Origin of the sequence: Kriegella aquimaris (assembly GCF_900103215.1) — a bacterium.
GTDB lineage: Bacteria > Bacteroidota > Bacteroidia > Flavobacteriales > Flavobacteriaceae > Kriegella > Kriegella aquimaris.
Genome location: NZ_FNGV01000003.1, coordinates 488,605 through 502,530, shown reverse-complemented (window position 1 = coordinate 502,530; position 13,926 = coordinate 488,605). Strand labels below are relative to the sequence as shown.

At 42.3% G+C, this 13,926-nt stretch carries 8 protein-coding genes; 6 read left to right on the top strand and 2 right to left on the bottom strand.

All coding sequences use genetic code 11. The features are described from left to right. Positions 1-2: 2 nt before the first annotated feature. Positions 3-1,574: a ribonuclease Y gene (rny, locus tag BLS33_RS09940; RefSeq protein WP_089888055.1), complete on the top strand. Its 1,572-nt coding sequence runs from the start codon at positions 3-5 to the stop codon at positions 1,572-1,574. A 643-nt stretch (positions 1,575-2,217) separates the two neighbouring features. Here rny and BLS33_RS09930 read toward each other — a convergent pair. Beyond that, a complete protein-coding gene (locus BLS33_RS09930; RefSeq protein ID WP_089888051.1) occupies positions 2,218-2,730 on the bottom strand; it encodes a DUF3124 domain-containing protein in 513 nt (170 codons plus the stop codon). A gap of 267 nt (positions 2,731-2,997) precedes the next feature. Here BLS33_RS09930 and katG point away from each other — a divergent pair, with 267 nt between their 5' ends. After that, a complete protein-coding gene (gene katG / locus BLS33_RS09925; protein WP_089888048.1) occupies positions 2,998-5,235 on the top strand; it encodes a catalase/peroxidase HPI in 2,238 nt (745 codons plus the stop codon). A gap of 389 nt (positions 5,236-5,624) precedes the next feature. On the opposite strand, the gene BLS33_RS09920 is transcribed toward katG, so the two are convergent. Beyond that, positions 5,625-7,106, bottom strand: coding sequence for a potassium/proton antiporter (locus tag BLS33_RS09920; protein ID WP_089888045.1), 1,482 nt, complete (start codon positions 7,104-7,106; stop codon positions 5,625-5,627). A 252-nt stretch (positions 7,107-7,358) separates the two neighbouring features. On the opposite strand from BLS33_RS09920, the gene BLS33_RS09915 reads away from it, so the two are divergent. The 4 genes from BLS33_RS09915 to BLS33_RS25155 all read left to right on the top strand — a co-directional run bounded on the left by BLS33_RS09915 (position 7,359) and on the right by BLS33_RS25155 (position 13,876). After that, positions 7,359-8,828, top strand: coding sequence for a sulfatase (locus tag BLS33_RS09915; protein WP_089888043.1), 1,470 nt, complete (start codon positions 7,359-7,361; stop codon positions 8,826-8,828). 219 nt (positions 8,829-9,047) lie between these two features. Beyond that, positions 9,048-10,268 carry an SGNH/GDSL hydrolase family protein gene (locus tag BLS33_RS09910; protein ID WP_089888041.1) on the top strand — a complete coding sequence of 407 codons (1,221 nt, stop codon included), beginning with the start codon at positions 9,048-9,050 and terminating at the stop codon, positions 10,266-10,268. A 116-nt stretch (positions 10,269-10,384) separates the two neighbouring features. Continuing rightward, positions 10,385-11,434: a glycoside hydrolase family protein gene (locus BLS33_RS09905; protein WP_143017600.1), complete on the top strand. Its 1,050-nt coding sequence runs from the start codon at positions 10,385-10,387 to the stop codon at positions 11,432-11,434. Positions 11,435-11,497: 63 nt separating this feature from the next. Then, a complete protein-coding gene (locus BLS33_RS25155; RefSeq protein WP_245731361.1) occupies positions 11,498-13,876 on the top strand; it encodes an alpha-L-fucosidase in 2,379 nt (792 codons plus the stop codon). The last annotated feature ends 50 nt before the right edge of the window (positions 13,877-13,926 follow it).

Sequence of the window (13,926 nt, the reverse complement as noted above, 5' to 3'; positions counted from 1 at the left end):
TTATGGATAGTACTATATTGGTGATAATTGCGGCAATAGTCGGCCTTGCGGTAGGGTTTTTAATCGCTAAATCAATGGAAAAGGGCAAAGCCTCGAAAACCATAGCAAATGCTAAAAAAGAAGCGGATACAATTCTAAAAGGAGCTAAGGTCGAAGGAGAGAACATTAAGAAAGATAAGATATTTCAGGCCAAGGAAAAATTCCTGGAGTTAAAGGCAGAACATGAAAAAGTAATTATCCATAAGGATAAAAAGATTGGGGAAGCTGAAAAACGCACGCGTGACAAAGAGTCTCAAGTAAGCAGCGAGCTGGCCAAGAGCAAAAAACTGAACGCCGAACTCGATGGCAAAATAAAAGACGTAACCTATAAAGAAGAGTTTTACGAAAAGAAACAGGCCGAACTTGATAAATTGCATAAAAACCAAGTGCAACAACTCGAAGTAATTTCAGGACTATCTGCTGATGACGCTAAGGCCGAATTGCTCGAATCTTTAAAAGAAACAGCAAAGACCGATGCGATGTCTTTCATACAGGCGACCTTGGAAGATGCTAAACTTACGGCGCAGCAAGAAGCCAAGAAGATAGTTATCAATACCATTCAAAGAATCGGAACCGAAGAGGCCGTCGAAAATTGCGTATCCGTGTTTAACATCGAATCAGATGATGTTAAAGGGCGTATTATCGGTCGTGAAGGTAGAAATATTAGGGCTTTGGAATCGGCAACAGGCGTTGAAATTATCGTTGACGATACCCCAGAGGCCATTATTCTTTCTTGTTTTGATTCTGTACGCCGTGAAGTAGCGCGTTTGTCACTACATAAATTAGTGACCGATGGGAGAATCCACCCTGCGCGAATTGAAGAAGTTGTTAAAAAGACCGAAAAGCAGATTGAACAAGAAATTGTTGAGATTGGTAAGCGTACGGTTATCGATTTGGGTATCCACGGATTACATCCTGAGCTTATAAAAGCCGTAGGGCGCATGAAGTACCGTTCATCTTACGGGCAAAACTTATTGCAACACTCTCGGGAGGTTGCCAAATTATGTGGTGTAATGGCCGCTGAATTAGGATTGAACCCCAAATTGGCCAAGCGTGCCGGTCTACTACATGACATCGGAAAAGTACCGAATACAGAAGCTGAGGTAGAAACACCGCATGCTATTTTAGGGATGCAGTGGGCTGAGAAATTTGGTGAAAAACCAGATGTATGCAACGCAATTGGTGCCCACCACGATGAAATAGAAATGAAAACATTAATTGCTCCTATTGTTCAAGTTTGTGATGCCATAAGTGGGGCACGACCTGGGGCAAGACGACAGGTATTGGATTCTTATATCCAACGCCTTAAAGATTTGGAGGAAATCGCTTTTGGTTTTGGAGGGGTTCAAAAGGCCTATGCCATTCAAGCGGGAAGGGAACTTCGGGTAATTGTAGAAAGTGAAAAGGTCAGCGACGAGAAAGCCGCGGAACTATCTTTTGAAATTTCCCAAAAAATCCAGACCGATATGACTTATCCAGGTCAGGTAAAAGTAACCGTTATTCGCGAAACAAGGGCGGTCAACGTAGCGAAATAGGTACCGTTTCATAATTAAATGAATAGGGTGTATAAAAAGTTGTAATAAGCAGTCTTTACTAACGAAGTGAGGTAATCTGTATGTTGCTACCTATAACTAAAGGATTGCTTCCTGCCTCGCAAAGACGTAAATCTGAACTTTTTATACATCCTCTTTTATTTGACACTATTATTGTTTTAGAGTCAATTCAATCCAGTTCTTAAGCGTTCTTTCTTCATTAGGGGTTAGGGCGACTTTCCTACCTTTGGGCATTTTTCTTTTTATAAAAACTTGTTTATTAATTTCGACAGCCAAAGAATCCATATTCTCAAGAGTAAAAATGTCCGTCCGCTTTTTGAGGGTGTGACAAAAATTACATTTGGTTTGTAATATTATCAATGCGTCATCTTTCGGTTGTTTCTGAGTTAGATTGCTATTTAAGGGATAAGGATATCGTGTTTCTAAAGAAATCAAATACAACGGAAACATTATCATAAGAACAATAGTTCGTAAGTACATTGTATTTATAAGTATTATATTTTACTGATTAATAGGGGACATTTTCATGTTGCACGAATGCTGGCTTGAAAAAAATTGCTGCAATTTCTTTGTAGATACTTACAATGCAATTGCGGTCTAAAATTACTGAAGTTCCAGTCGTTTCTTAATTGGTTTTTACGCCTTGCGTGGTAAACGAGAGGCCCTGTTGTCCCGAGGTTGAAATCATAACCCCTTCGAACAGTGGTTCGGAGTTTGGCTCTTTGGTTGCCCACTCAAATATAAAATTGGCACCTGTACCACCATGCTCATCTCTTTCATTTATGACTATTTCGACAGTTTCCATAGGTTTAAGGAAAATGGGATTCCCTATATAGGTTCGAATCAATTTGCCCTGTGTATTGTAATAGGTGGCTCTTTTAATAAATACCGAATCTTTCAAATCTGTGTTTCTTAGGCTGACCGTTGCCGTAAGGTCATGCGTCTTATGTTCGGAAAGGCTATAGATTTTAGAATACACCGACAAATAGGTAGTGCCGTTGTTTAAAGAATCGGATGCATTCAGCGAAATCTCTCTGTTGGCCAAATTGACGGGGTCTATTGAACTTTTGTTTTCTTGGATTTCACCGCAAGAACCCATTAATACTGCCAAGATGGATATGATGTATAGGTGTTTCATGAATTTGTACGTTTTGGAGCAACCTAAGTTGCTCTCCAAATCGGGCAAAAGATACTAACTTTTCATTGGTTCGGGCACAAAAATGAGCGGATTTCGTAGTTATCCCTTATTCTATTCGTCACAACAAGATGACTACGGTGAGCCGCTGAGGTAACCCACTAAGATTTTTGATATTGCCATAGTTTTTATCTATCAAAAACTGATTTGTAATACTAAAATATTTGGTAATTTCAAGGCACTAACTGGTAAATCATAAAAACAATCACAATGGAAGATAAACAACACGGTAAAGTTTGGGATGTAAACGAGTCAAGTGCAAAATGTCCGTTTTTGAACGGAGAATTGCATCAGACCGCAGGTGGTGGAACATCAAATCGTGACTGGTGGCCGAACCAGTTGAATTTGAATATTTTGCGTCAACATGCTTCTCCATCAAACCCGATGGGTGAGGACTTCGACTATGCGGAAGAATTCAAATCTTTGGATTTGGCTGCGGTAAAAGAAGATCTCTACAAACTTATGACGGATAGTCAAGATTGGTGGCCGGCAGATTATGGTCATTACGGGCCCTTTTTTATTCGTATGGCTTGGCATAGTGCCGGTACCTATCGTATTGCCGATGGGCGTGGCGGTGCAGGTTCAGGGTCACAACGTTTTACCCCTTTGAACAGCTGGCCCGATAATGCGAACTTGGATAAGGCGAGGCTTTTACTCTGGCCGATCAAGCAAAAATATGGAAAGAAGCTTTCATGGGCCGACCTTCTAATTTTGGCGGGCAATTGCGCCCATGAGTCTATGGGACTGAAAATGTTTGGTTTTGCAGGGGGACGCGAAGACATTTGGCAGCCTGAAGAAGATATTTATTGGGGTTCTGAAACGGAATGGTTGGGTAACGAAGACAGATATACCGAAGACCAGAAATTGGAAAATCCGTTAGGAGCTGCCCACATGGGATTGATTTATGTAAACCCGGAAGGTCATAATGGAAACCCAGACCCTGTTGAATCGGCACACTATATCAGAGAGACCTTTGGTCGTATGGCGATGAACGATTATGAGACGGTAGCGCTTATCGCTGGGGGTCATACCTTTGGTAAAACCCATGGTGCCGCAGATCCTACCACTCATGTAGATGCGGAACCTGCAGCGGCTGGCATTGAGATGCAAGGGCTCGGATGGAAGAACAACTTTGGTACAGGAAATGGGGAGTATACAATTACGAGTGGTTTGGAAGGTGCTTGGACAAAAACCCCGATTAAGTGGGATAATAATTTCTTTGAAACCCTTTTCGGTTATGAATGGGAATTAACAAAAAGTCCGGGAGGTGCCCACCAATGGAAACCCAAGGCTAATGCTGGCGCCGGTACGGTTCCCGATGCCTTCAACCCAGAGAAGAAACACGATCCGTTTATGTTGACGACCGACCTTTCTTTACGAATGGATCCGGCCTACGAAAAAATCTCTAGGCATTTTTATGAAAATCCTGAGGAGTTCGCTGACGCCTATTCGCGTGCATGGTTTAAATTGACGCACCGAGACATGGGTCCTATTGATCGCTATTTAGGTCCAGAAGTGCCTCAGGAAGAGTTGATTTGGCAAGATCCAGTTCCAGCGGTAGACCATGAATTAGTCAATGATACCGATATAGCTGATTTAAAAGCGAATATCTTGGCTTCGGGCTTATCCGTTGCTGAATTGGTCGGTACAGCCTGGGCCTCGGCCTCGACCTTTAGAGGTTCTGATATGCGTGGTGGTGCTAACGGAGCCAGGGTGCGATTGGCTCCACAAAAAGATTGGAAAGTCAACAACCCCGAACAATTGAAGAACGTTTTAGATACTTTGGGCCGCATTAAAAACGAATTTAACGGGTCACAAACGGGAAATAAGAAAGTTTCACTTGCCGATTTAATTGTATTAGGAGGATGTGCCGCTGTTGAAAAGGCCGCTAAAAATGCGGGTCATGATATAAATGTACCTTTTACTGCGGGCCGTACCGATGCCACCGAAGAACAGACCGACGCGGAAGCTTTTGATGCCTTGGAGCCATTGGCCGATGGTTTCCGAAATTACGTCAAGGGCAAATATGCGGTAAGTGCCGAAGAGTTTTTAGTCGATAAAGCACAGCTATTGACTTTGACCATTCCCGAGATGACTGTTTTGATAGGAGGTATGCGCGTCTTGAACACAAATTTTGACGGTTCGAAACACGGCGTGTTCACTGAACGTCCAGAGACATTGACCAACGACTTCTTTACCAACTTGCTCGATATGGGCACGACTTGGAAAGCAATAGGAGACTCTGACAATGTCTTTGAAGGACGTGATCGCAAAACGGATGAATTCAAATGGACGGGTACCCGTGCTGATCTTATTTTTGGGTCGAATTCAGAACTTCGCGCCATGGCGGAAGTTTATGCCTGCGGCGATGCCAATACCAAGTTCGTTACCGATTTTGTGGCGGCTTGGAATAAGGTGATGAACCTAGATCGTTTTGATCTGGCTTAATTTCAGGTTAGTGAAAACGGTTGAACTGTCAGTTATAAAGAAATAAAAGGTGGTCTGGTAACGGACCACCTTTTTTATTTGATCATTGACTAGTAATATAACAGCCACTTCTTTTAGGCTACGTTTTTGTTTCCGTAGTGTTTTATTTCGTTATTGGAAATTTTCAGAAATATGTTTTTAACTTAAATCTACACGGGAGATCAAATTTATAAATTTGATACACTGAAAAGATAATTAAAATCTATTGTTGATAGACAGTTCTTTTATATAATTGTTCCAATAGTTTTATTTAGGTTTTTCAGCTTCTTTAAATTTTTCAATGTCACACCACTATTAATGTGGGGCAGTGCCAAATGATTAAAGTAAAAAGAGAGCGGGTATAGCGTTGGTTAAACTGGCTCGGTGACGTGATCGATTTTTAGAGTTTTATACACCTCGTCGATGACTTCCTGTCTATCGGCAAAAACCATCAGCGTATCGCCATCTTCGATTACAGTAGAGCCGTTTGGGGTAATATAGGCATCGTTACGGCGTATCATAGCTATAATGGCATGTTTCGGGAAACCCAGTTCCACGATTTTCTTATTGAGTGCAAAACAGTCTGGGCCGATACGAATATCTTTCATTACGGTCTTTGGGCTATCCAAAAACAGCATATCGGTGGGGTTCAGTTTTTTTTCTTCCTGCGGTAGTGCTACGTTCAGCCATTTCGCCACTATAGAAAGCGTAGTGCCCTGGATCAATACCGAAGTCACCGAAATAAAGAAAACGATGTTAAACATCATATCGGCCTTGTCGATACCCGCCAATAGGGGGTAGGTGGCAAATACAATCGGTACGGCCCCGCGCAATCCGACCCAAGAAATATAAAGGCGCCGTCTGAATTTCATCTTAAAAAAGCTCAAACTCAAGAGCACGCTTAACGGTCGTGCGACCAAAATCAGAAATAGTGAAATGATCAACCCCACCCCGAATACGGGAAATACACGCGTCGGGAAAACTAGCAGGCCCAAGGTCAAAAACAGGATGATCTGCATCAACCAGGCTAGCCCATCATACATCTTTAAAATGGTCTTTTTGTGTATCAGGTCTTGGTTACCCAAATACACCGAACAGATATAGATAGCCAAAAAACCGTTGCCCCCAATAAAATCAGTGGCCGAAAAGGTGATAAACATAAGGGATATGACCAGCACAGGGTATAGCCCTTCAAAATCGAGCCGAATGCGGTTGATGATCAATTTGCTGAGTTTACCGAATAAAAAACCGGCGACAGCCCCAAAGATCATCTGTTGTAAAAACAAGGGAATAATCGAAGCGAGGTCTTTATCTTGGTTGATAACCAGCGTTAAAAAGGCGAGGGTTAAAACGTAGGCCATGGGGTCGTTACTTCCGCTTTCAAGCTCGAGAGTGGGCCTTAGGTTGGTTCGAAGCGCCAAACTTTTAGATCGTAAGATCGAGAAAACTGCCGCTGCATCGGTCGAGGAAACAATAGAACCCAATAGCATGCTTTCATAAATGGTAAAGTCGGTAATCAGCCATACAAAAGTACCAAGGGAAAGTGCGGTGAATAAAACACCCAGAGTCGACAGTGCCAACCCTTCGCGAAGAATGGGTTTTACCGTGTTCCAGTTGGTATCGAGTCCCCCAGAAAAAAGAATAAAGTTAAGCGATACGATACCTATAAACTGTGCGATTTTCGGGTCGTCGAATTTTATACCGCCAATACCTTCGGAGCCCGCCAACATACCAATGGCCAAAAACAACAATAAGGTGGGTACACCGAATTTATAAGAGGTCTTGCCCACGATGATACTTACAAAAAGTAGCAAGGAACCAACCAGCATTATGTTTTCGATCGTTAAATTCATGCCTTTTCTTTAAAATTGAATCTTTGCAAAAATAAGGGTAACTGTAAAAGGCATGGCCTAAAAAACATTCTTTTTTTGTACAATTGCAATGTTAGTTCCGGAATACCATTTGGCCGATGGCCTATGGATTATAACAAGGGTTGTTGTAAAAGCAAGATGCACGGCATTCGTGTCGTTGTACGGCCGATTTTTTCTGTTTTAGAAAGTTCGTGAACGAAACTGATTTCGGAATAAATTATAAAGTCTATTCAAATGACCAACAAGAATTTCATATTATTAGCCTGTCTATTTTTTAGCTTGGTTTTAAGTGCTCAAAACTCTAAAAAGAAAGGAAAATTGGGAAAAAAGCCGAATGTGCTTTTTATTATTTCTGATGATCTTACGGCTACAGCGATTTCGTCTTATGAAAATCAGGCCATCTACACGCCAAACATCGATAAGCTGGCGGCGCAAGGTACACGTTATACGCGCGCCTATACCCAATACCCTGTCTGTGGTCCATCGCGCGCCTCATTGATGTTCGGCTATTACCCAAATGCGACCCAAACCTATGGCTATGTCAGTGGTCGGGATAACGTCGGCCCAAATCGACAATCGTTGGCGCAATTGTTTAAAGATAATGGGTATTACACCGCCAGGGTAAGCAAGATTTATCATATGGGCGTGCCCATTGATATCGAAAAGGGCTCGAACGGAACCGATGACGAAGCTTCTTGGACGGAGCGTTTCAACAGTCAGGGGCCGGAATGGCAAGCACTGGGGGAAGCCGAATTGGTACAGAACAATCCGTATGGTGACAAACCCAGAAAGGGAGGAAATGTTATGACTATCGTAAAGGGTGATGGCGATGATTTGGCGCATTCCGATGGCAAAACGGCTAAAAAGGCTTCCGAACTACTTCGTGAACATAAGGATGAACCGTTTTTTTTAGCGGTGGGATTGGTACGGCCGCATGTACCTTTTGTTGCACCCAAAAAATATTTTGAACCGTATCCGCACCAACAAATGGTATTACCTCCCAAAGTGGAAAATGATTGGGACGATATTCCAGCACGGGGCATCAATTATGTGACCAGTGTAAATGGCGAAATGTCAGAAGAGCAGGAGAAAAAAGCAGTTGCGGGCTACTATGCTTCGGTGGCCTATATGGATGCACAAGTGGGAAAAATTCTAAAAACTTTACAAGACGAAGGGCTCGAAGACAATACAATCGTGGTCTTTACTTCCGACCATGGTTTCCATCTCGGAGAACATCGATTTTGGATGAAAGTCAGTCTGCACGAAGAATCGGTACGTGTGCCATTTATTATTAAAGTACCGGGAAAATCACCTGCGGTATGCGATTCCTTTACCGAACTGTTGGATCTTTACCCAACATTATCGGAATTATCGGGATTAAAAACTTCGGAACATATACAAGGAAAAAGTTTGGCAGCAACTTTGGACGATCCAAAACATTCCGTTCGTGATATGGCCTTTTCGGTAACCCAAGGGGGGAAATCGTTTTTGGTGCGTACCGATAAATGGGCGTATATTCAATACGATGAAGATGCTGGGTCGGGTATGGAACTCTTCGATATGGATTTAGACCCAAAACAGTACAACAATTTAGCCCACAACCCGAAATACAGTGTGGTTTTAAAGGAAATGCAAGAACGGTTACAATCAAAACTAAAGGAGGTGCGAACGAATGACTTGGGTGTTGATTATCAAACGAAGTAGTGCGGTCTTATTGCTTAGGGTTCGTTAGAGCTTTTTACTGTGAAGCTCAAGAATTCAAGGTTAGTCCAGGCAAGGTTGATGCACATCAAGTGAATACCGACGAATCACCTGCCCAACTTGTTGGGCCGTCGGTTTTGCAGATTCCGAATTATTTTGTCTGGGGGGGAGTGTTGTAAAAAGAGATGTTATTATCTTGTCGGTTAAATAAGATTGAAAAGTATGATGAAGTTTCTTTTTGCAGGTTTTGCCTTTGGCTTTTGTTGTTTTCAAATGTTAGCCCAAAGCGTACAAAATGGTACCCCTTTGAATTCTTCTGAATATCATACTCTTCGTGAAAATCTGAACAATAGCCAATTGAAATTTGAACACCAGAAAGAAGGAAGGGTTGCTTTCGTAGGTGGGTCCATAACCTATAATCCCGGTTGGCGTGATAGTGTTTGTGCCTATTTGACCCAGCGATTTCCTAAAACGAAATTTGAGTTTATTGCTGCGGGCATCAGTTCTATGGGAACAACGCCTGCCGCCTTTCGCTTAGAGCGCGACGTGTTGTCTAAGGGAAGTATCGATTTGCTTTTTGAAGAGGCTGCGGTAAACGATGCTACAAATGGCAGAACCCCGGATGAACAGCAGAGAGCCATGGAAGGCATTGTTAGGCATGTGCGTTATCAGAATCCGGCAGTGGATATTGTTATAATGCATTTTGTCGATCCCGATAAAATGGCGTCGTACAGGGCTGGTAAAGAACCTGATGTAATTACAAACCATAATCTAGTGGCGGAGCATTACAACATACCTACTATTAATCTGGCCAAAGAAGTTACCGATAGAATAGACCATGGGGAGTTTACATGGGAAGACGATTTTGTAGATCTCCACCCCTCTCCTTTCGGACAAGGGGTTTATGCCCGTTCGATAATTCAGTTTTTGAACAAATCTTTTGCAAACGATCTCAACGCAAGCGACAAAATAGAACCCCATTCCAGTCCAGCTAAATTGGATGCTTTCTGTTATGATAAGGGCCATTTAGTTGATGTTTCTGCAGCGAAATTTTCAAAAGGATGGAATTTGGAGCCCAATTGGAGTCCTAAAGACGGTACGGGAACGCGAACAAATTACACCGAAGTACCCATGTTGGAAAGTGATAAACCTGGTAGTACCTTAAAACTGAAATTTAAGGGCAAAGCCGTGGGTATTGCCGTCGCTGCTGGGCAAGATGCGGGCAGTGTCGAATACCGAATCGATAAAGGAAGTTGGCAGTTTCTCGATTTGTTTACGCAATGGAGCCCTAGTTTGCATTTACCCTGGTATTATACATTGGCAAGCGAACTTGATGGGGAAAAGCATCGGTTAGAACTGCGAATCTCCAATTCAAAGAACCCAAAAAGTACGAGGCATGCGTGTAGAATACGATATTTTTATGTGAATGGTTTGAATGAGTGAGTCTTACAGTAAGCCGTAAGTGGTTAACAGTAAATAGTTAATTTTATATGGTGGAAAATTGGTGGTAGGTAAACCAGCTATCAATTTTTTTTAATTAAGAACAAACGACACAGTACATGCGACGAATGCCTTTATTTTTCTTTTTGCTGGTTGTCTTTAAAATCTTTTCCCAAGACAGAAACTTTGCGGACCATTTGAAATATGTGGGAGTTGCGGTCGAGGAACCCGATTATACCATTTGGGGTACTTCCCCGGTAATCGATGACCAAGGCAAGGTTCACCTTTTTGTTGCCAGATGGCCCGAAAAGAATGTAAATCCCGCTTGGCGGAAATCCTCGGAAATTGCACATTATGTTTCAGACTCACCGGAAGGCCCATTTGTCTTTTCCGACGTTGCCATTAAAGGCACGGGTACGGATACATGGGATAAGTACGGAGCGCATAACCCTGAAATTAAAAAAGTCGGGAATCAGTACGCTCTTTTGTATATCGGAAATTCAGATTACCATCAACCACCGCATCCGTCGAACCAGAGCATTGGTATGGCTTTGGCCGATTCTCCTTACGGACCATGGAAAAAGGTTGGGAGAAATGGAAAAATATTGGATGCTAACGATGCTTCGAAATGGAATTATCGATCAAAGAACGGCGTGGCTAATCCTGCATTTTTGGTCAAGGATGGGAAGTTTTTCCTATATTTTAAGACCAGGGCAGGCGATAACTTGAAATATGGTCTGGCTACGGCCGATAAACTTCAGGGACCCTACACTATTTTAGACAGTCCGGTAACATCGAACAAGGGTACGCTCGAAGACGGCGCTGTCTTTTATTACAAAGAGCATGTGTATTTGTTAACGACCGATAACCATGGTCAGAATACGGGAATCGTTGGAGGTGGCACGCTATGGAAGTCGAAAGACGGACTTACCTTTAAATTGGAAGATGCTACAATCGCATACGATAGACTTCCGGTTTACTACAAAGATTTTGACGAAAGGAAAGTAACAAAAATTTATGGGCCAGACCCAAAATTGGAACGACCGAAGGTATTAATGATAGATGGACACCCGGCCTACCTCTATGGACCCAGCGGCTGGAATATTTTTGGTGGGGAAAGAACCGTTTCCCATGTTCTTAAAATTGATTTGCCAGAAAACGAAGATTAAATATATTTATTCCGCACGATATCCTGAAATTGCGTTCAACAATAGATATCGAAAATTCTCAATATGAACAAAACCTTTTTAAACCTTCTATCCCTGATTTTTTTGATAAGCGTGGTACAGGCACAAGAGCATCCTGACGTGTTATTTTTTAAAGATAGACTTCAAGCGGTTGAGTCCGATAATATTTTCGAAACGGACGGTTATTACAATTGGGGGCCATCCATCATTAAAGGAAAAGATGGAAAATATCATCTCTTTTATTCCCGATGGAACAAGAACTACAAGTTTACAGGTTGGCTCACGCATTCCGAGATAGCGCATGCCGTTTCTAAAACACCTTCAGGTCCATGGAAGTTTAAAGAAGTTGTCTTGAAAGGAAGAAGGGATGGAAAGTGGGATGCCATAACTGCGCATAATCCTAAAATAAAATACTTTGAAGGTAAATTCTATCTCTATTATATTTCCACCAATTTAGGGGATAAAAAGTATACGGAAGATGAATTGGTTACAACGGCACATACAGGTTATGAGCATCCCAATTGGGGTACTTTGCGTCCTAACCAACGTACGGGAGTTGCAATATCAAATTCCATAAATGGGCCATGGAAACGTATGGATAAACCCTTGATCGAACCATCAGGACCCATCGCTACCTTGACCGTCAACCCAGCAATTGATCGTGGCAAAGATGGCAAGTACTATCTAATTGTCAAGGGAGACAAGCCTAATGAGACGCGTTTTATTAGAAATCAGGCCGTTGCTATTTCAGAAACACCAACTGGGCCATTCACCATTCAAGAAAAGCCGGTTATCGATTATTTGGATACAGAAGACGTGTCGCTATGGTACGATAAGAAGCGCGATTACTTCTATGGTGTTTTTCATGCCCATACTTTTTTGGGAATGGTTAGTTCTCCTGATGGGATTCATTGGTCAAAAGCCGCAGAATATGTTTTGACGCCCAAAAAAATACCTTTAGTTGATGGAGGCACCATAACTCCTGATAGAATGGAACGACCATTTGTATATGTCGAGAACGATGAACCCCAAGTACTTGCTTTTTCTGTGAAAAAAGGGGATGGATCTTACCTTGTTACGAGACCCATCAAACAGCAAAAACTACCCTTGCCGAACAAACGGCAACTGGCATGGCAGGAAGCTGAAATGGGAGCTGTATTTCATTATGACCTTCACGTTTTTGATAAGGTGAAATATGGTCAGGGAAACAATAGAATTTCCCCAGTTAAGGATTATCAGATATTCCATCCAGATAAATTGGATACGGATCAATGGGTAAAGGCGGCCAAAGACGCCGGTTTTACTTTTGCCATTTTGACCGCAACCCATGAGACCGGTTTTGCTCTATACCAATCGGAGGTGAATCCGTATAGTATGAAGGCTCTCAAATTTCAAGACGGGAAAGGCGATGTCGTTCATGATTTTGTGGAATCTTGTAGAAAATACGGGGTAAAACCAGGTATCTATTTGGGTATTCGCTGGAATTCCTTTTTCGGTGTACACGATTTCAAGGTAAATGGGGAGGGAGAATTTCGTGAAGAACGCCAAAAGTATTACAATCTAATGGTGGAAGGTATGGTCAAGGAAATCTGTACCAACTATGGCGAACTCTTTGAGATATGGTTCGATGGCGGGGCAGATAGTCCGCACCGAGGTGCCCCTGATGTTTTGCCAATCGTTCAACAGTATCAACCCAATTGCCTATTTTATCATAATAAACAGCTGGCAGAAGCACGTTGGGGAGGCTCGGAATCAGGTACGATAACGTATCCATCTTGGGCTACTTTTCCGTATCATTCCACAGGGTCGGGAGAGTCGGCAAGCGAAGCCATATCAAAGAACAACTTTCAGCTTTTGAAAACTGGTGACCCAGAGGGCAATTATTGGATGCCCGCCATGTCGGATGCCCCGTTACGAGGTTATAACGGACGACACGAGTGGTTTTGGGAACCTGGGGACGAAGCGCACATTTTTCCATTGGAAAATTTAATGGACATGTACTATAAATCGGTCGGCAGAAATTCTACCTTGATTATGGGCCTTACTCCAAATCCGGACGGACTTTTGCCCGAACCCGATGTGAAAAGGCTTAAAGAATGGGGTCATGAAATCAAAAGAAGGTTCGGGAGGCCTATTGCCGAAACTTCGGGAAAAGGAAAACGAATAACCCTGAACCTAAATAAAGAACACGAAATTAATCATGTCATTTTACAAGAGGATATTACCAAAGGAGAGCGTATAAGGGAGTTTATATTAGAAGGAAAAGTAAATGGAAAATGGAGTGAACTATACCGTGGTTCTAATATCGGTCAGAAACATATTGTACAGTTGGAACCCCGAATAGTATCGGTAGTACGGTTGAACGTTATCAACTATCGTATGGAACCACAAATCAAAAGCATGCAAGTTTTTAATGTGGATTAAATTAATGTCAAAATCAGTAAAAATCATTCAAAGAAGAGAAATCTATAGGT